This is a genomic window from Candidatus Pelagibacter sp. uisw_098, from assembly GCF_059512505.1.
In genome coordinates this window covers 532,830-551,140 of the sequence record NZ_CM183454.1, presented here as the reverse complement: position 1 = coordinate 551,140, position 18,311 = coordinate 532,830, and the positions used below count along the sequence as shown (strand labels likewise).

19 protein-coding genes are annotated in these 18,311 nt (G+C 32.0%); all 19 read right to left on the bottom strand.

Annotated elements, in window-relative coordinates; translation table 11 throughout:
* Entirely contained in the window at positions 1 to 681 is a 681-nt protein-coding gene (gene rpsC, locus AC5YF9_RS02925; RefSeq protein ID WP_415304615.1) for a 30S ribosomal protein S3, read from the bottom strand.
* On the bottom strand, positions 665 to 1,063 hold the full coding sequence (gene rplV / locus AC5YF9_RS02920; RefSeq protein WP_415304613.1) for a 50S ribosomal protein L22: 399 nt from the start codon (positions 1,061 to 1,063) through the stop codon (positions 665 to 667). Before rplV ends, rpsC begins: the two co-directional genes overlap by 17 nt.
* A gap of 2 nt (positions 1,064 to 1,065) precedes the next feature.
* The gene (gene rpsS / locus AC5YF9_RS02915) at positions 1,066 to 1,362 is read right to left on the bottom strand and encodes a 30S ribosomal protein S19 (RefSeq protein ID WP_415304611.1); all 297 of its coding nucleotides are present in this window, start codon (positions 1,360 to 1,362) and stop codon (positions 1,066 to 1,068) included.
* Positions 1,362 to 2,207, bottom strand: a complete 846-nt coding sequence (gene rplB, locus AC5YF9_RS02910) for a 50S ribosomal protein L2 (RefSeq protein ID WP_415304609.1) — start codon at positions 2,205 to 2,207, stop codon at positions 1,362 to 1,364. Before rplB ends, rpsS begins: the two co-directional genes overlap by 1 nt.
* Before the next feature lie 3 nt (positions 2,208 to 2,210).
* Complete coding sequence (gene rplW, locus AC5YF9_RS02905; protein WP_415304607.1) at positions 2,211 to 2,504, bottom strand: 50S ribosomal protein L23; 294 nt, start codon at positions 2,502 to 2,504, stop codon at positions 2,211 to 2,213.
* A 1-nt stretch (position 2,505) separates the two neighbouring features.
* Complete coding sequence (rplD, locus tag AC5YF9_RS02900) at positions 2,506 to 3,129, bottom strand: 50S ribosomal protein L4 (RefSeq protein WP_415304605.1); 624 nt, start codon at positions 3,127 to 3,129, stop codon at positions 2,506 to 2,508.
* On the bottom strand, positions 3,129 to 3,839 hold the full coding sequence (rplC, locus tag AC5YF9_RS02895; RefSeq protein WP_415304603.1) for a 50S ribosomal protein L3: 711 nt from the start codon (positions 3,837 to 3,839) through the stop codon (positions 3,129 to 3,131). Before rplC ends, rplD begins: the two co-directional genes overlap by 1 nt.
* 2 nt (positions 3,840 to 3,841) lie before the next feature.
* Positions 3,842 to 4,150: a 30S ribosomal protein S10 gene (gene rpsJ / locus AC5YF9_RS02890; RefSeq protein WP_271492964.1), complete on the bottom strand. Its 309-nt coding sequence runs from the start codon at positions 4,148 to 4,150 to the stop codon at positions 3,842 to 3,844.
* Between the two features lie 5 nt (positions 4,151 to 4,155).
* The gene (fusA, locus tag AC5YF9_RS02885; protein ID WP_415304601.1) at positions 4,156 to 6,234 is read right to left on the bottom strand and encodes an elongation factor G; all 2,079 of its coding nucleotides are present in this window, start codon (positions 6,232 to 6,234) and stop codon (positions 4,156 to 4,158) included.
* A 6-nt stretch (positions 6,235 to 6,240) separates the two neighbouring features.
* Positions 6,241 to 6,711 (bottom strand): 30S ribosomal protein S7, encoded by a 471-nt coding sequence (gene rpsG / locus AC5YF9_RS02880; protein ID WP_415304599.1) that lies wholly within the window; start codon positions 6,709 to 6,711, stop codon positions 6,241 to 6,243.
* Positions 6,712 to 6,713: 2 nt separating this feature from the next.
* Entirely contained in the window at positions 6,714 to 7,085 is a 372-nt protein-coding gene (rpsL, locus tag AC5YF9_RS02875; RefSeq protein ID WP_169036396.1) for a 30S ribosomal protein S12, read from the bottom strand.
* A 167-nt stretch (positions 7,086 to 7,252) separates the two neighbouring features.
* Positions 7,253 to 11,425: a DNA-directed RNA polymerase subunit beta' gene (gene rpoC, locus AC5YF9_RS02870; RefSeq protein ID WP_415304597.1), complete on the bottom strand. Its 4,173-nt coding sequence runs from the start codon at positions 11,423 to 11,425 to the stop codon at positions 7,253 to 7,255.
* A 2-nt stretch (positions 11,426 to 11,427) separates the two neighbouring features.
* On the bottom strand, positions 11,428 to 15,519 hold the full coding sequence (rpoB, locus tag AC5YF9_RS02865) for a DNA-directed RNA polymerase subunit beta (RefSeq protein WP_415304596.1): 4,092 nt from the start codon (positions 15,517 to 15,519) through the stop codon (positions 11,428 to 11,430).
* Positions 15,520 to 15,575: 56 nt separating this feature from the next.
* Positions 15,576 to 15,941: a 50S ribosomal protein L7/L12 gene (gene rplL, locus AC5YF9_RS02860; RefSeq protein WP_415304594.1), complete on the bottom strand. Its 366-nt coding sequence runs from the start codon at positions 15,939 to 15,941 to the stop codon at positions 15,576 to 15,578.
* Positions 15,942 to 15,947: 6 nt separating this feature from the next.
* Positions 15,948 to 16,469, bottom strand: coding sequence for a 50S ribosomal protein L10 (rplJ, locus tag AC5YF9_RS02855; RefSeq protein ID WP_415304592.1), 522 nt, complete (start codon positions 16,467 to 16,469; stop codon positions 15,948 to 15,950).
* 5 nt (positions 16,470 to 16,474) lie between these two features.
* The gene (gene rplA, locus AC5YF9_RS02850) at positions 16,475 to 17,164 is read right to left on the bottom strand and encodes a 50S ribosomal protein L1 (RefSeq protein ID WP_415304590.1); all 690 of its coding nucleotides are present in this window, start codon (positions 17,162 to 17,164) and stop codon (positions 16,475 to 16,477) included.
* Positions 17,164 to 17,589 carry a 50S ribosomal protein L11 gene (rplK, locus tag AC5YF9_RS02845; RefSeq protein WP_415277713.1) on the bottom strand — a complete coding sequence of 142 codons (426 nt, stop codon included), beginning with the start codon at positions 17,587 to 17,589 and terminating at the stop codon, positions 17,164 to 17,166. Before rplK ends, rplA begins: the two co-directional genes overlap by 1 nt.
* Positions 17,589 to 18,119, bottom strand: coding sequence for a transcription termination/antitermination protein NusG (gene nusG, locus AC5YF9_RS02840; RefSeq protein WP_415304588.1), 531 nt, complete (start codon positions 18,117 to 18,119; stop codon positions 17,589 to 17,591). The genes rplK and nusG overlap by 1 nt, the downstream gene beginning before the upstream one ends.
* Positions 18,119 to 18,310 (bottom strand): preprotein translocase subunit SecE, encoded by a 192-nt coding sequence (gene secE / locus AC5YF9_RS02835; RefSeq protein ID WP_006996799.1) that lies wholly within the window; start codon positions 18,308 to 18,310, stop codon positions 18,119 to 18,121. Before secE ends, nusG begins: the two co-directional genes overlap by 1 nt.
* Position 18,311 lies beyond the last annotated feature (1 nt).

Genomic DNA, 18,311 nt, shown 5'->3' with positions numbered 1-18,311 from the left:
TTATTCTTTAGCCTCTTTAGGTATTACTTTATTTGTTTCTTGACTGAATTCTCTTGCAAATACTTCACCTTTATAAATCCAAACTTTAATTCCAATAATTCCAAAAGTTGTTAAAGCTTCAGCTTCATCATAATCAATATCAGCTCTTAATGTGTGAGATGGAATACTTCCTTCTCTCAACCATTCTGTTCTTGCGATTTCATTTCCACCAAGTCTACCGCTTATTGAAACTTTAATTCCTCTAGCGCCTAATCTCATACAAGATTGCATAGCTCTCTTCATAGCTCTTCTGTATGATATTCTTTTTATAAGTTGTTGTGCAATATTTTCAGCTACTAAAAATGCGTTAGTTTCAGGTTTTTTAACCTCTTTAATGTTTAAAGACACTTCGTTGCTAGTAAATTTAGATAAATTATTTTTAATTTTATCAATATCACTACCTTTTTTACCAATAACAAACCCAGGTCTTGAAGTGTAGATTGTAACAAAGCATTTATTTGAAGTTCTTTCAATCATCACTTTTGATACACCAGAGTTAACTACATTTTTTTTGATGTAAGCTCTAATTTTAAAGTCTTCAATCAAATAATTTCCAAAATCTTTCTTTTTAGCATACCAAACAGAGTCCCATCCTCTATTTACGCCAAGTCTAAAACCTATTGGATTAACTTTTTGTCCCATGACTCTCCATTTGTTTTGCTTCTGATAATATAATTGTAATTGTTGAATATGGTTTTAAAATTGGTGCAGCTCTACCCTTTGCTCTAGGTCTAAATCTTTTCATAACAACTTTTTTTCCACAATAAGCTTCTTTAACAATCAATTTATCTATATCATATTGATTATTGTTTTCTGCGTTAGCAATCGCAGATGAAACAGTTTTTCTAATTTCTCTAGTTATTCTTTTTGCAGAAAATTGTAATTCTCTAATAGCAACATCAACTTTTTTTCCAACAATTGCCTTGAGAATTGGATTAAGTTTTCTTACACTAGATCTAATATTATTATTTACTGATCTAACTGTATCAAATTTAACTCTATTAATTTTCTTTTTCTTATTCATAATTATTTCTTACCTGCTGTTGCGGGTTTAGCTTTTTTATCTGCAGGGGTATGACCAAAAAATGTTCTTGTTGGTGAAAACTCACCAAGTTTGTGTCCAACCATATCTTCAGAAATGGTAACTGGTATAAATTTTTTTCCGTTATAAATCAAAAAACTAACACCAATAAATTCAGGAATTATAGTTGATTTTCTTGACCATGTTTTAATTGGCATTTTTTTTGGGTCTAATTTTTGTTTTTCAACTTTTTTAATTAAGCTCTCTTCAACAAAAGGACCCTTCCATACTGATCTAGCCATTATTTTTTAGTATCCTTTCTTTTATTTCTTCTTTTAACTATAAACTTATCTGTTCTTGCATTTGTTCTTGTTTTTAATCCTTTTGCACCCTGGCCTGTCGGCGATACTGGATGTCTTCCACCAGCACTTTTACCTTCACCTCCACCATGTGGGTGATCAACTGGGTTCATCACAACTCCTCTAGTATGAGGTCTTCTACCTAGCCATCTTGATCTTCCAGCCTTACCAATTTTAATATTTTTTTGATCTGGGTTTGATAAAACACCAATTGTTGCCATGCATCTTGAATCTATTTTTCTGACTTCACCAGAAGTCATTTTAATTAATGAATAATTACCATCTAAACCACTTATGGTAACAGAAGTGCCAGCTGATCTAGCAATTTTCCCACCACCACCTGGTTGTAATTCAACATTATGAACGTTTACACCGACTGGAATATCTCTTAACGGCATACAATTTCCAACTTTAATCTCTTTTGCAGAGCCATTTTCCACAACATCACCAACGTTAATTTTTTGAGGCGCTAAATAATAAAAATGAGTTCCATCTTCAAATTTAATCAACATAATATAACATGATCTATTTGGGTCATATTCAATACGCTCAACAGTACCAGGTACATCGAATTTTTTTCTGTAAAAATCGACAAGTCTATACATTTTTTTGTGCCCACCACCGGACATATTTCGAGATGTGATATGACCATTGTTATTTCTTCCACGCATTGAGTTTTTAGGCTCAACAAGCATTTTAAAAGGTTTGCCTTTCCATAAACCAGTTCTATCAACAAGAACTGTTCCTCTAGTAGATTTTGTATATGGTTTAAATGTTTTTAATGCCATTATTTAAATTCCTGTTGTTAGATCAATACTTTGACCTTTTTTTAGAGTTATAATTGCTTTTTTATAACCTTGAATATTCACTTTTTTACCTCTTTTAACAACTTTTCTATTTTGCTTATTAATAATATTAATTTTGATAACGTTAACTTTAAAAATTTTTTCAATATTTTTTTTTAAATTAGTTTTATTAGCTTCTCTTGGGACTTTAAATACTATCTTATTTTGTTCTGATAGATTTGTAGTCTTTTCAGTCACCATCGGTGATAAAATTTTATCGTATAAATGTATTTTATCCATTTTAAGAATACCTTTTTTCTAATTCTTTTATTGAGCTTTCTGTAAACACAACTTTTTTAAATTTAATAATATCAAAAGCGCTAAAGTGATTGATGTCCGTAACTTTAACATTTGGTATGTTTCTCATAGATTTTTCAACTTTTTCTTTGGAACTTTTGTCTAGAATTATTAATGAATGAGTTAGTTCATATTTTTTAATGATTGAGTCCATCTCTTTAGTTTTTTTTATTTCAGTTGCAAAATCACTAAAGATTAAAAGGTTATTAAGTTTATTTTTTTCAGTAATCAGAGAGGCTATACTTAATTTTTTCTCACTTTTATTAAGTTTTCTTTTTTTATAAGCCAGTTGACCTTTTGGACCATGAGCTACACCACCACCAACAAAAATTGGGGCCTTTCTACTGGCATGACGTGCTCCACCAGTTCCTTTTTGAGCATAGATTTTTGAAGTAGATCCAGCAATTTCATTTTGCTGTTTAGTTTTTGCGTGTCTACCTTTGTAGTTAGCGTTAGTTTTATATAAAACGTTATCTACTAATTTTTTATTTATTTTTGCTGAAAAAATTTTATCTAAAACTTCAATAGAGTCTTTTTTTCCATCTAAATTTATTTTATCTATTTTCATTATCTTTTCTTTTTATCAGGTGTTTTTTTAGCTTCTTCAGCAGCAGCAATTTTTTCTTTGATAGTCATTTTGTTGATAATCTTAACTGACTGTTTAACAAGTATTTCTGAATTCTTAGAACCAGGTATTGAACCTTTTACATACAATAATTCATTTTCTAAATCAGCTTTGATAATCTCTAGGTTTTGCATAGTTCTAACTCTATCGCCCATATGACCAGCCATTTTTTTACCTTTAAAAACTTTTCCAGGATCTTGTCTTTGACCTGTTGAACCATGTGATCTGTGTGAAACTGAAACACCGTGAGTAGCTCTTAAACCACCAAAGTTATGTCTTTTCATTGCTCCAGCAAATCCCTTACCAATAGTTTTTGATGTAGTATCTACAAATTTCACTTCATTAAAGATTTCTAAACCAAATTCGTTACCTTCTTTATATATTTCGGTATCTTTTACCCTAAATTCTTTTAATATTTTCTTTGCTTCTGTATTTTTCTTTGCGTACATGCCCTTCATAGCATTTGTCAATTTTGAACTTTTAATATTACCAAATCCTAATTGTACAGCTTTGTATCCACGTTTATCTTCTTCGATCACATTAATAACTCTAGCTTTTTCCATTTTAATTACAGTAACAGGAACTAAACGACCAGTTTTGTAAAACTCTCTAGTCATACCTATTTTTTTTCCAACTAATGCTATTTCAGTCATAATTAAATTTTTATCTCCACATCAACACCTGATGCTAAATCTAGTTTCATTAAAGCTTCTACAGTTTGCGGTGTAGGCTCAATGATATCAATCAATCTTTTGTGCGTTCTAGTTTCAAATTGTTCTCTACTTTTTTTATCAATGTGAGGTCCTTTTAAAACTGTGTATTTTTCAATTCTAGTTGGTAGTGGTATTGGACCCTTGACAGTTGCACCTGTTCTCTTAACAGTGTTAACAATTTCTTCAGTAGATGCATCTAAGATCTTGTTGTCGTAAGCTCTTAATTTAATTCTAATATTTTGTTTTTCCATAATAATTATCCAGCAATTTTTTTGGTTACTTCATCCTGTACGTTTTGTGGGACTTTAGAATAATGATCAAAGAACATTGAATATTGAGCTCTTCCTTGAGACATTGATCTTAAACTATTTATATATCCAAACATATTAGCTAAAGGAACCATTGCTGTTATTACAGTTGCATTTCCTCTGCTTTCTTGTTCGCTTATTTGACCTCTTCTGCTATTTAAGTCACCGATAACATCGCCCATATAATCCTCAGGTGTTACTACTTCAACTCTCATTACTGGCTCTAACAATTTTAATCCACCTCTAGTACAAGCTTCTTTAAAGCAAGCTCTACCAGCTAACTCAAACGCAAGAACACTTGAGTCAACATCATGGTGTAATCCATCTAAAATTGTAACTTTATAATCTATCATTGGGAAGCCAGCTAAAATTCCACCATCAGATATTGTTTCAATACCTTTCTCAACACCTGGAATGAATTCTTTTGGAATAGATCCACCTTTAATTTTACTATCAACTTCTCTACCTTTGCCTGGCTCTTGTGGCTCTACTAAAAGTTTAACTTTTGCAAACTGACCAGCACCACCACTTTGTTTCTTATGTGTATACTCAAACTCAGAAGCATTTTGAATAGTTTCACGGTAAGCAACTTGTGGAGCACCTATGTTTGCCTCGACATTAAATTCTCTTTTCATTCTATCAACAATGATATCTAAGTGTAATTCCCCCATACCTTTAATTATTGTTTGACCAGATTCTTCATCTGAAGTTACTCTGAATGAAGGGTCTTCTTTTGCTAATCTTGCCAAAGCTTCGCCCATTTTTTCCTGGTCTGCTTTTGTTTTAGGTTCTACAGCAATTTCAATTACTGGCTCAGGAAATTCCATTGGCTCTAATAAAACAGGGTTAGCCTCATCACATAAAGTGTGACCCGTTATAGTGTATTTAAGACCAGCTAACGCAACAATATCCCCTGCATTCGCTTCTTTAATGTCTTCTCTAGAGTTTGCATGCATTAAAAGCATTCTGCCAACTCTTTCCTCTTTTTCTTTTGAAGTATTATAAACTGCAGTTCCAGTTTTAATTGTCCCAGAATAAATTCTTATAAAAGTTAATGATCCAACAAATGGATCATTTGCAACTTTAAAGGCTAGAGCAGAAAAACCAGCTCCATCATCAAATTTCATTTCAACAACGTCTTCAGTTCCTGGTTTAGTTCCATTAATTGAGCCAATATCAATTGGACTCGGTAAATAATTAATAACCGCATCAAGCAATGGTTGAACGCCTTTGTTTTTAAATGCCGAACCAGTAGTTATTGGAACGAAACTAAAGTTTAGAGTCCCTTTTCTAATGCATTTAATTAAATCTTCTTCTTTAATTTCATCACCATTTAAATAACTTTCCATTAATTTTTCATCTTGTTCTACGGCAGTTTCAACAAGTTCAGTTCTATATTTTTGAACAATTTCTTTTAGATCATCAGGAATTTCTTTGTATTCCCATTCAGCACCTAAAGCTTCATTTTTCCAAACTTGAGCTTTCATTTTAACTAAGTCAACAACGCCGGATAGGTTAGCTTCAATACCTATCGGCACCTGTATAACTAAAGGTTTGCAACCAAGTCTATCTCTGATCATGTCCACACACCTGTAAAAATCTGCACCAGTTCTATCTAATTTATTTACAAAGCAAATTCTTGGTACTTTATATTTATCAGCTTGTCTCCAAACCGTTTCTGATTGAGGTTCAACACCTGCAACACCGTCAAAAACACATACAGCTCCATCTAAAACTTTTAGAGATCTTTCAACCTCAATAGTAAAGTCTACGTGACCAGGAGTATCAATAATATTAATTCTATGATTATTCCAAAAACAAGTTGTCGCTGCAGATGTAATTGTAATTCCTCTTTCTTGCTCTTGCTCCATCCAATCCATAGTTGCAGCACCATCGTGAACTTCACCAATTTTATGACTTTTTCCTGTGTAGTATAAAATTCTTTCAGTAGTAGTGGTTTTACCAGCATCAATATGAGCCATAATTCCAATATTTCTATATGTGTCTAATGTATTTATTCTAGCCATAATTTTTTACCACCTAAAATGAGCAAAAGCCTTATTGGACTCCGCCATTTTATGTACATCTTCTCTTTTTTTAACTGCTGATCCTTTTTTTTCGTAAGCATCGTACAGTTCATTAAAAATTTTATCAGACATATGCTTGTCTTTCCTTTTTCTTGAAGCATCAACTAACCATCTAATAGCAAGTGCTTGAGCTCTATTTGATTTCACCTCAACAGGAACTTGGTAAGTTGCGCCACCCACTCTTCGTGATCTAACTTCTACTGTAGGTTTAATATTATTTATCGCTTCATTAAAAACATTAATTGGCTCTTCTTTAGTTTTTGATTTAATTTTTTCAATTGCTTCATATACAATTTTTTCAGCAACAACTTTTTTTCCATCATACATTATCGAGTTAATCAATTTTGGAATTATAGTTGATTTAAATATTGGATCTGGTGTAACAATTTTTTTTGGTTGTGTTTTTTTTCTAGACATAATTATTTACCTTTTTTAGTTCCATACAAAGATCTACGTTTCTTTCTATTTGCAACTGCTTGAGTATCTAGATTTCCTCTAAGAATATGGTAACGAACACCAGGTAAATCTTTTACCCGACCGCCTCTAATTAAAACTACTGAGTGCTCTTGAAGGTTATGGCCTTCACCACCAATATAAGCTGTAACTTCAAAGCCATTTGAAAGCCTTACTCTTGCAACCTTTCTTAATGCAGAGTTCGGTTTTTTAGGAGTAGTTGTGTAAACTTTAAGACAAACACCTCTTTTTAAAGGTTGTTTTTCTAGTGCAGGAACTTTGTTCCTTGCTACAGGTCTAGTTCTTTTCTTTCTTAACAACTGATTAATAGTTGGCATAAATTTTTTAATTAATTAATTTATTTTTGAATGAAAATAACTGACAGGTTATTTTGTGGCAGCGTTTAGTACTGTAAAGTAGGTACTACATTCCAACCAAAAACATCGTCAAAATACTGTTTAATTCAACTTTGTCAAACTAAAACTACAATTTAAAAATGTTTTTTTTATTGGTTTGCAGGTGCTTCTGCAGCTTCAACGGGCTCTATTTTGTCCTGATCTGCTAAAAATTTATTGTCAGCTTCAATTGCATTTTTATTCCATTTATTCTTAATGTGACCAGTACCAGCTGGAACTAGTCTACCAACAATAACATTTTCTTTTAAGCCATTTAAAGGATCAACTTTACCCTTAATAGCAGCATCAGTTAAAACTCTTGTAGTTTCTTGGAACGATGCAGCTGAAATAAATGATTCGGTCTGAAGTGATGCTTTTGTAATTCCCATTAAAACTCTTTCACCTGTAGCTGGGTTTTTTCCTTCTGCAACAAGTTTTTCATTTGTAATATCAAATTTAATTCTATCAATCATTTCACCAGGTAAATAAGACGAATCGCCAGATACTTTAACTTCAACTTTTTTAAGCATTTGTCTTAAAATAGTTTCAATATGTTTGTCGTTAATTATCACACCCTGTAATCTGTAAACTTCTTGTACCTGGTTTACAAAATATTCAGTTAAGTCTTTTATTCCTAAAATTCTAAGAATATCATGAGGTAAAGGTTGTCCATCAAGTAGATATTCACCTTTTTTAATTTTTTCACCTTGGTTAAAGTTGATATGTTTACCTTTAGGAATTAAATAGTTAGATGGTTCGCCATTTTCCGGTTGAATAGAAATTTTTTGTTTTCCTCTAACTTCTTTTCCAAATAGAACTTGTCCATCATTTTCAGCAATAATTGCACTATCTTTTGCCTTTCTTGCCTCAAATAATTCAGCAACACGAGGCAGTCCACCCGTAATATCTTTTGTTTTCGTAGTTTCCTTGGGTAGTCTAGCAATGATGTCACCTGCAAATATTTTTTGACCATCTTTAACAGATAAAATTGAATCTGGTACTAAGTAATATCTAGCCTCATTATCATCAGCTTTTTTAATAACATTCCCTTTATCATCTCTTAAAGTAATTCTTGGTTTTAAATCAGTATTTTTAGATTGAGCTCTCCAATCAATTACAGATTTAGATGAAATACCAGTTGCATCATCTGTGGTTTCTTGAATAGAAACTCCATCAATCAAATCAACATAACCTGCTATACCACTTTTTTCAGCAATAACTGGAGTTGTATAAGGATCCCATTCACAAATTTTTTCATTAGCATTAATTTTATCTCCATTTTGATAAAATAATTTTGATCCATAGGAAACTTTATAAACTGCAACTTGCACTCCATTATCATCTTCAATAGAAAGTTGAGTATTTCTTCCCATTACAATTAGATTTTTCTTAGAATCTTCCAATAAATTAGAGTTAATAATTTTTAAAGTACCTTTAGATTTCGTAACAATTTGCGACTCCTGTTTAACAGAGGCAGTACCTCCAACGTGAAATGTTCTCATAGTTAACTGTGTACCTGGCTCACCAATAGATTGGGCTGAGATCATGCCAATTGCTTCACCAACATGGACCATTTTACCTCTTGATAAATCACGGCCATAACAAGTAGCACAAACCCCTTTTTTAGAACTACAAGTCATTACTGAATAAGCTTTGATGAATTTAACACCTGCTGCATCAATTTTATCGCAAGCAGCTTCATCAATCATTATATCTTTTTTAATTACAACTTCACCTGTGATAGGGTTTTTTACATCAAATGCCGTAACTCTACCTAGTGCTCTCTCAGATAAACTAACAACTACATTTCCACCTTCAAGGATTTCACCTAATTCAATAAAGCCTGGATTATCACATTTTATTTTAGAAATGGTAAGATCTTGAGCAACATCACAAAGTCTTCTAGTCAAATAACCAGAACTAGCTGTTTTTAAAGCAGTATCTGCAAGACCTTTTCTGGCTCCGTGAGTTGAATTAAAATATTCAAGAGCAGTAAGACCTTCTTTAAAATTAGAAATAATTGGTGTTTCTATAATTTCACCAGAAGGTTTTGCAATAAGCCCTCTCATTCCAGCTAATTGTTTCATTTGTGCAGCTGATCCTCTTGCGCCACTATCGGCCATCATAAATACAGAGTTAATTTTCATTCCATCTGGAGTGCTTTCTGTTGCTGAAATTCCCTTCATCATTTCACCCGCTACTTTATCAGTACATTTTGACCAAGCATCAACTACTTTATTATATTTTTCTCCTCTGGTAATTAAACCTTCAGAATATTGGTTTTCATAATCAGCTATTAATTTTTTAGTATCTTCAATAAGTTGCCCTTTGTTTGCAGGAATAACAAGGTCATCCTTACCAAAAGAAATACCAGCTTTAAATGCGTGTTTGAAACCTAAATCTTTTAAATGATCACAAAAAATAACTGTAGTTTTTTGACCACAAAATCTAAATACACTATCAATAATTTCAGAAACTGTTTTCTTTGGAAGTAATCTGTCTATCATTGAAAAATTGATATCTTTATTTTTAGGTAATAAATTTGCCAACAAGAATCTTCCAGCAGTTGTTGTATATTTTTCAATTTTCTTGTTTCCGTTCTCATCAAGCGTTTCAAATCTAGAAACAATAGTTGAGTGTACTTTTATTTGACCGGTTGATAACGCATGTTCAATTTCATTGTTATTTATAAAGTAACCATCAGGCTTTTCGGTTTGAAAAGGTGCTTGAGATAAATAGTAAAGTCCTAAAATCATATCCTGACTTGGCACAATAATAGGTTTACCATTTGATGGACTTAAAATATTATTTGTCGATAGCATTAAAATTCTTGCTTCTAATTGAGCTTCTAAGCTCAATGGAACATGTACAGCCATTTGGTCACCATCAAAGTCAGCATTGAAAGCTGCACAACACAATGGGTGCAACTCAATAGCATCACCTTCGATTAACTTAGGTTCAAATGCTTGTACACCTAACCTGTGAAGTGTTGGAGCACGGTTAAGTAATACAGGGTGTTCTCTAACAATAAGCTCAAGTGCGTCCCAAACGGCATTAGTTTCTTTTTCAACTAATTTTTTTGCTTGTTTAATTGTTGACGCTAGTCCTAATTTATTCAACCTTGCATATAGAAATGGTTTGAACAACTCTAAAGCCATTTTTTTAGGTAAACCACATTCATGTAGTTTAAGATCTGGACCAACAACGATTACAGACCTACCTGAATAATCCACTCTTTTTCCTAATAAGTTTTGTCTAAATCTACCTTGCTTTCCTTTTAGCATCTCAGCTAAAGATTTAAGTGGTCTCTTACCAGTTCCTGTTATTACCCTGCCTCTTCTGCCGTTATCAAATAAAGCATCAACAGATTCTTGCAGCATTCTTTTTTCATTTCTAACAATAATATCAGGAGCCTTAAGATCCATTAATCTTTTTAAACGGTTATTTCTGTTAATAACTCTTCTATAAAGATCATTTAAATCTGAAGTCGCAAATCTTCCACCATCTAAGGGTACTAATGGTCTAAGCTCAGGTGGAATTACCGGAATAACAGTTAAAATCATCCACTCAGGTTTTTGACCAGTTTCTATAAATGACTCAATTAATTTTAGTCTTTTAATAGATCTTTCTTCATTAACTTTTGATTTAGTTTCTTTTATCGTGTTAATTAAAAGTTTTCTTTCTAACTCAAGATCCATTGATTTTAAGATGTTAAGAATAGCTTCAGCACCAATTCCTGCTTCAAAGGATTCCTCACCAAATTCATCTTGATATTTTGCTAATTCTTCTTCATTTAAAAGTTGGTTTTTATGTAATGTAGTCATTCCAGGCTCAATAACTATGAAATTTTCAAAGTATAAAACTCTCTCTACTTCTTTTAACTTCATATCTACGGCGAGAGATATTCTACTTGGCAAAGATTTTAAAAACCAAATGTGAGCAACAGGTGTAGCTAAGTTAATGTGACCCATTCTTTCTCTACGCACATTAGATTTGGTGACTTCAACTCCACATTTTTCACAAATTATTCCTCTAAATTTCATTCTTTTGTACTTACCACATAAGCATTCATAATCTTTTATTGGACCAAAAATTCTAGCACAGAATAGACCATCTTTTTCAGGTCTAAAAGTTCTATAATTAATAGTTTCTGGTTTTTTAATTTCACCATAAGTCCAAGACTTAATTTTTTCAGGACTTGCTAGTGTAATCTTAATACTACTGAAGTTTTGAGCTTCTGAAATTTCACTGTTCTTAAATAAGTCTGTTAATTCTTTTTTCATTTTTAATTTAACTCTATGTTAAGTGCTAATGATTTAATTTCTTTAACTAATACGTTAAAAGATTCTGGTATTCCCGATTCAAAATTTTCTTCACCTTTAACTATAGTTTCGTAAACTTTAACTCTTCCAGCTACGTCATCTGATTTAACAGTTAAAATTTCTTGTAAAGTATAAGAAGCACCATACGCTTCGAGTGCCCAAACTTCCATTTCACCAAATCTTTGTCCACCTAATTGAGCTTTACCACCAAGGGGCTGCTGAGTAACAAGACTGTATGGCCCAGTAGATCTAGCGTGAATTTTATCTTCAACAAGGTGATGAAGTTTCAACATATAAATAATCCCAACAGTTACAGGTCTATCAAACATTTCACCAGTTCTTCCATCCCATAAATTGGTTTGTCCTGATGTTGGTAGTTTCGCTAGTTCAAGCATTTCTGAAACATCTTTCTCTTTAGCACCATCAAATACCGGTGTTGCTATAGCTATACCATTTTGTAGGTTTTCACATAAATCAGCAAATTCAGTTTTGTTTAATTTATCAATGCCACCATCAAACACTTCTTTTCCATATACAGATGTTAAAAATGAAGAAATTTTTTGAGTCTTTTCAAATTTCTTATTGTTTTCATTTACCAACCTTTTTACTTCTTCACCAAATTCTTTACAGGCCCATCCAAGGTGTGTTTCTAAAATTTGTCCAACATTCATACGACTTGGAACACCTAAGGGATTTAATACAATGTCAACTGGTCGTCCATCTTCTCTATAAGGCATGTCTTCAACAGGAACAATTTTACTAACCACACCTTTGTTACCATGTCTTCCAGACATCTTATCACCTGGTCTTAATCTTCTTTTAATCGCAACAAAGACTTTAACCATCTTCATAACACTTGGTAGTAAGTCATCACCACTTCTAATTTTAAGAACCTTATCTTCAAATCTTTCTAAAATATCTTGTTTGGCAGTATTATACTGATCTTTTAATTGAGCAATACTTGCTTCATCGCTAACGTTACCAACGGTAATTTTAAATAGATCGTTAATAGTAATTTTGTTTATATTTTCTAAGTCAAGCTTAGTTCCAATTTCTAAATCTTTAATTTTTTTGGTTAGCGAAGCACCCGAAAAAATTTGATTAGCTCTTTGTTTTATGCTTCTTTCTAAAATTTCTTCCTCTACAATTTTGTCTTGTTGAACAGTTTCAATTTCTGCTCTTTCAATAGTTATAGATCTTTCATCTTTTTCAATACCGTGTCTATTAAAAACTCTAACGTCGACAATTGTTCCGCTACTACCTCTGGACATTTTTAAAGATGTATCAGTTACGTCAATTGCTTTTTCCCCAAAAATTGATCTTAATAATTTTTCTTCTGGACCAGATGCGGAGTCACCTTTTGGTGTAACTTTACCCACAAGAATATCTCCAGCTTTAACTTCAGCACCAATGTAGACAATACCTGACTCGTCAAGATTTTTTAATGCTTCTTCATTTACATTTGGAATATCTCTAGTTATCTCTTCTTCACCAAGTTTAGTATCCCTGGCCATAACCTCATATTCAACAATATGAACAGAGGTAAACACATCATCTGTTACACATCTTTCTGAGATCAAAATAGAATCTTCAAAATTGTAACCTTGCCAAGGCATAAATGCTACAGTTACATTTTTTCCAAGTGCTAGTTCACCTAATTTAGTTGATGGACCATCAGCAATAATATCACCTGATTTAACTTTATCACCCACTCTAACTAGTGGTTTTTGGTTAATACAAGTGTTTTGATTAGACCTTTTAAATTTTTGCAAGTTATAAATATCTACACCTGATTTTGTGAAATCTGTTTCTTCAGTCGCTTTAATTACAATTCTTTTTCCATCAATTTTATCAACTGTACCATCACGATTAGCAACAATAGTAACACCTGAGTCAAGAGCTACATCACTTTCAATACCAGTACCAACTAATGGAGATTCTGGTTTCAATAGAGGAACTGCTTGTCTCATCATGTTGGATCCCATTAGGGCTCTGTTTGCATCATCGTTTTCTAAGAAAGGAATTAAAGATGCTGCTACGGAAACTAATTGCTTTGGTGATACATCGATATAATCAATATTTTCAGGTCTTGATAAAACAAAGTTTAAATTTTCTCTGCAAGGGACTAACTCTTCTAAAATTTTTCCATTTTTATCAAGTTTCGCATTTGCTTGTGCAATTGTATATTTTGTTTCTTCCATCGCAGATAAATACTCAACTTTATCTTCTACGGTTCCGTTTTTAACTTTTTTATAAGGACTTTCAATGAAGCCATATTTATTAATTTTTGCATAAGTGGATAAACTATTAATCAAACCAATATTTGGTCCCTCTGGAGTTTCAATTGGACAAATTCTTCCATAGTGAGTTGGGTGAACATCACGAACATCAAATCCAGCTCTTTCTCTTGTTAGACCACCTGGTCCTAAAGCTGAAACTCTTCTTTTGTGTGTAATTTCAGATAGTGGATTTGTTTGATCCATAAATTGTGAAAGTTGTGAACTTACAAAAAAATCTTTAAGGGAAACCGTTAAAGGTTTTGCATTAATTAAATCTTGTGGCATTGCTGATTCAATATCAAGAGTTGTCATTTTTTCTTTAATAGCTCTTTCCATTCTATAAACACCAATACGTGCTTGGTTTTCAACAAGTTCACCAACAGACCTTACTCTTCTGTTACCTAAATGATCAATATCATCAACCTCATCTTTACCATCACGTAAATCTAACATTTTATGAACAATGGCTACTATATCATCATTTCTTAAAATTGTGATTTTGTCTGAACATTCTAAACTTAATCTTGAATTCATCTTTACTCTGCCAACATCAGAAAGGTCATATCTAACTGAACTGAAAAACAAATTATTAAAAATTTGTGTCGCAATTTCTATAGTTGGTGGTTCGCCAGGTCTTAAAACTTTATAAATTTCTGTGATTGCTTCTTCTTTATTATTATTTTTGTCATTTAAAAGAGTAGCTAATAAATAAGGGCCTTTATTAATTGAATTAGTAATTGAAATTTCAATTGAAGATATCTTAGCCTCTAAGATCTGGTTAATAATTGTATCGTTCAACTCTGTACCTATTCCAAAGGTACCTTCCTCTTCATCATCACTTACTTTAACATTTCTATGTAAATATTTTCCATAAAGAGATTCCTGAGAAACTAAAATATCTTTCAAACCATCAGTTGCTAATTTTTTAGCAGTTAAATAGTTAACTTTATCACCAAGTTTAATAATAATTTTACCTGTTTTATTATCAATAACTTCTTCAGAAAAATTTTTAGCTTTATAATTTTCTGGATTAAACTTTGTCTTCCATTTTTCAGTCTTAGCATCAAATAAATAAGTTTCTTTACCATAAAATTCATCTGCTATTTCGGACTTAGTTAACCCCAAAGCCATTAGTAATGTCGATGCAAATATTTTTTTCTTTCTGTCAATTTTAAAATATAAAAAATCTTTAACATCATACTCTAGATCCAACCATGAACCTCTATTTGGAATGACTCTACAATTAAAAAGAAGTTTACCACTAGCATGAGATTTTCCCTTATCATGATCAAAAAAAACACCTGGACTTCTATGCATTTGGTTTACAACAACTCTCTGCACACCATTAGTTATAAAAGTTCCACTACCTGTCATCATGGGAACTTCACCCATGTAAACTTCCTGTTCTTTCGCGGATAAAATATCTTTTGTATTATTCTCTTGATCTATTTCATAAACAACTAATCTTAAAATACACTTAAGAGCAGAAGTGTAAGACAAACCTCTTTGAATACATTCTTCTGTATCAAATTTTGGTTTATCTAAATTATATGAAACATATTCCAAAGTAGCTTTATCATTTAGATCTTCAATTGGGAAAATACTTTTAAAAACTCTATCAAAACCTTTTGACAAGTCACCAGCTTCTGAATCAAAATCTGTTAATTGTTTGTAAGAATTTTTTTGAACTTCAATTAAGTTAGGAATAGATAAAGTTTCAGCTAATTTACCAAAGCTTTTTCTAACATTTTTCTTTTGAGTAAAAGATAATTGCATTTATAAATAGTTACCGATTTAAAAATCAATCAGTAATTAGGTTCTTTCTAATTAATTTATTTAAGTTCTACTTTTGCGCCGGCTGCTTCTAATTTAGCTTTAAGTTCGTCAGCATCTTTTTTGTTAACACCAGATTTTACTTCTTTTGGTGCACCTTCAACTAAATCTTTTGCTTCTTTAAGACCTAAAGATGTTGCTGCTCTTACTTCCTTAATAACATTTATTTTTTTATCTCCAGCTGAAATTAACATAACGGTAAAATCATCTTTTGCTTCTTCAACTGCTCCACCCGCTGCTGCTGCTGGTGCTGCTGCAGCCATAGCTGTAACACCCCATTTTTCTTCAAGTTGTTTTGAAAGTTCAGCTGCTTCTACTACAGTTAAACTTGATAAATCTTCGATAATTTTATTTAGATCAGGCATATTTTTTTATACTTCTTTAGGGTTATTTTCAGAATTTTCTGGTGACAAACTACTCATTTTTTCGGAACGTGCAAGTAAAATACTTACAAATTTTGATGCTGATGCTGCTAAAATTCCTACAATATTTGCTCTAGCCTCATCTAATGTTGGTAAATTTGCTACATTCTGAACTCCGGCTTGATCCAAAACATCAACACCCATTATTCCACCTAAAAGCTTGAGGTTTACATTGGTTTTTGCAAATTTTGATAAAATTCTTGCTGAAATAATAGCATCATCAGAAAAAGCTACAGCTGTGGCTCCTGAAAATAAGCTAGAAAGATCCTTACACTTTGTTTTTTCAATTGCCAGCTTAGTGATTCTATTTTTAGTAATTTTAAATTTAATGCCATGTTCTCTCATTTGAGATCTTAATTCATCAAGTTGAGACATGGTAAGCCCTTGATAATGAGTAACTAAAACAGCTTCATTATTTTGAAACTGCGATTCCATCTCTGTAATATAATTCTTTTTTTGTTCCCTGCTCATCATAACTATATAACTTTTCCTAATTTAACTTTGTACGACACACCCATACTGGATGTTACAAAAGTATTTTTAATTAAATCACCTTTTAAAGTAAGGTTACCTTTTTCTTTTTCCAAAGTGTCTAAAATTGCATAATAATTTTTTAACAATTGATCATCATGAAATGATTTTTTTCCAATACTCACACCTATATTTCCATCTTTATCATTTCTAATCTCAGCTTGCCCAGATTTAGCATCTGTTACAGCTTGCTTAACATCATCAGAAACAGATCCAAGTTTGGGATTTGGCATAAGACCTTTTGGACCTAAAACTTTTCCTAGTTTTGAAAGTTTAACCATCATTCCTGGAGTACAAATTAATTTTTCAAAATTTAGCTCACCAGCTTTAATTTGGTCAATAAACTCATCACTTCCAACTATATCGGCACCTGCGTCTTTAGCTTCTTGTGCTTTAGTATCCTCACAAACAACGGCAACTTTTACTTTTTTACCATTTCCACCTGGTAAGTTAACTACGGTTCTAATGTTAACTTCACCTTTTTTTTGTTTGTTATTTACTTGAAAGCTTAAGTCAATTGATTCGTCAAATTTTGTAGTACAGTTTTTTTTAACATCTGGTAATAATTTTTCAATCAACTCAGCCGTTAGGTCTTTTGTTTTTTCAGGTAATTGTTTAAATCTTTTTGATGCCATTAGTCTTTAACCTCTATTCCCATTGATCTTGCTGATCCTGCAATAATTTTTACAGCTTGCTCTAAACTATGCGCATTAAGATCTTTCATTTTTTGTGTTGCAATTTCTTCAGCTTGTTTTTTTGTAATTGATCCAGCTATACTTCTGCCAGGTTCTTTTGATCCACCTTTTAATTTAGCAGCTTCTTTAATAAAATGAGATGCGGGTGGTGATTTAATTTCAAAATCAAATTTTTTATCTTTGTAAACAGTAATAATTACTGGAATTGGTTTTCCAGCAAATGCTTTAGTTTTATCATTAAAGGCTTTACAGAATTCCATTATATTAATTCCACGTTGACCTAATGCTGGACCAACTGGTGGAGCAGGATTTGCTTGACCACCCATGATCTGTAATTTTATATATCCACTAATTTCTTTTGCCATTAACTTGCTTTCTCTACTTGGTTATACTCTAAATCAACAGGTGTTGGTCTTCCAAAGATTGATACAGAAACTTTTAATCTAGATTTTTCTTCATCAATATCTTCAACCATTCCACTGAATGATGCAAAAGGTCCGTCAACAACCTGAACTTTTTCACCAATGGTGTATTCTATACCAGACTTTGGCTGTGCTACACCATCTTTTATTTGACCTAGTATTTTTTCTATTTCTTTATCAGATACTGGTACAGGTATACCTTTTGAGCCCAAAAAACCACTAACTCTCTTTAAGTTTTTAATCATATGATAAAGGTCATTGTCCATCTCTGTTTTTATTAGGACATAACCTGGAAAGTATTTCTTTTTTCTCTGAATTCTTTTTCCTCTTTTAACTTCTGTTACATCATGAGTTGGAACAACAATTTCTTCAATTTTATCAGAAATTTTTGCTTTTTCAGCTTCTTCTTTTATTAATTCAGCAACTTTATTCTCAAAATTTGAGTGAGATTGAACAATATACCAATTTTTCATTAAATACTTACCTTTAGTAAAGCTTCCAATAAAAATTTAAGAACTTGATCAAGAAGTAAAAAGAAAAGTGACATAATTACAGCCATAGCAAACACCATCAATGCACCTTGCATCGTCTCTTTACCAGTGGGCCAAGATACTTTGAAAGCTTCTTGTTTAACTTCTTGGATAAATTTTATCGGGTTTTTCATA

What these genes read in the sequence shown, in the direction of transcription:
- rpsC (WP_415304615.1), bottom strand. Translation starts at nt 681, where the DNA reads ATGGGACAAAAAGTTAATCCAATAGGTTTTAGACTTGGCGTAAATAGA.
- rplJ (WP_415304592.1), bottom strand. Translation starts at nt 16,469, where the DNA reads ATGAGCAGGGAACAAAAAAAGAATTATATTACAGAGATGGAATCGCAG.
- rpsG (WP_415304599.1), bottom strand. Translation starts at nt 6,711, where the DNA reads ATGTCTAGAAAAAAAACACAACCAAAAAAAATTGTTACACCAGATCCA.
- rplD (WP_415304605.1), bottom strand. Translation starts at nt 3,129, where the DNA reads ATGAAAATAGATAAAATAAATTTAGATGGAAAAAAAGACTCTATTGAA.
- rplC (WP_415304603.1), bottom strand. Translation starts at nt 3,839, where the DNA reads ATGACTGAAATAGCATTAGTTGGAAAAAAAATAGGTATGACTAGAGAG.
- nusG (WP_415304588.1), bottom strand. Translation starts at nt 18,119, where the DNA reads ATGAAAAATTGGTATATTGTTCAATCTCACTCAAATTTTGAGAATAAA.
- rpsJ (WP_271492964.1), bottom strand. Translation starts at nt 4,150, where the DNA reads ATGGAAAAACAAAATATTAGAATTAAATTAAGAGCTTACGACAACAAG.
- rplA (WP_415304590.1), bottom strand. Translation starts at nt 17,164, where the DNA reads ATGGCATCAAAAAGATTTAAACAATTACCTGAAAAAACAAAAGACCTA.
- fusA (WP_415304601.1), bottom strand. Translation starts at nt 6,234, where the DNA reads ATGGCTAGAATAAATACATTAGACACATATAGAAATATTGGAATTATG.
- rplV (WP_415304613.1), bottom strand. Translation starts at nt 1,063, where the DNA reads ATGAATAAGAAAAAGAAAATTAATAGAGTTAAATTTGATACAGTTAGA.
- rplL (WP_415304594.1), bottom strand. Translation starts at nt 15,941, where the DNA reads ATGCCTGATCTAAATAAAATTATCGAAGATTTATCAAGTTTAACTGTA.
- rpoB (WP_415304596.1), bottom strand. Translation starts at nt 15,519, where the DNA reads ATGCAATTATCTTTTACTCAAAAGAAAAATGTTAGAAAAAGCTTTGGT.
- rpoC (WP_415304597.1), bottom strand. Translation starts at nt 11,425, where the DNA reads ATGAAAAAAGAATTAACAGACTTATTTAAGAACAGTGAAATTTCAGAA.
- rpsS (WP_415304611.1), bottom strand. Translation starts at nt 1,362, where the DNA reads ATGGCTAGATCAGTATGGAAGGGTCCTTTTGTTGAAGAGAGCTTAATT.
- secE (WP_006996799.1), bottom strand. Translation starts at nt 18,310, where the DNA reads ATGAAAAACCCGATAAAATTTATCCAAGAAGTTAAACAAGAAGCTTTC.
- rpsL (WP_169036396.1), bottom strand. Translation starts at nt 7,085, where the DNA reads ATGCCAACTATTAATCAGTTGTTAAGAAAGAAAAGAACTAGACCTGTA.
- rplK (WP_415277713.1), bottom strand. Translation starts at nt 17,589, where the DNA reads ATGGCAAAAGAAATTAGTGGATATATAAAATTACAGATCATGGGTGGT.
- rplW (WP_415304607.1), bottom strand. Translation starts at nt 2,504, where the DNA reads ATGGATAAAATACATTTATACGATAAAATTTTATCACCGATGGTGACT.
- rplB (WP_415304609.1), bottom strand. Translation starts at nt 2,207, where the DNA reads ATGGCATTAAAAACATTTAAACCATATACAAAATCTACTAGAGGAACA.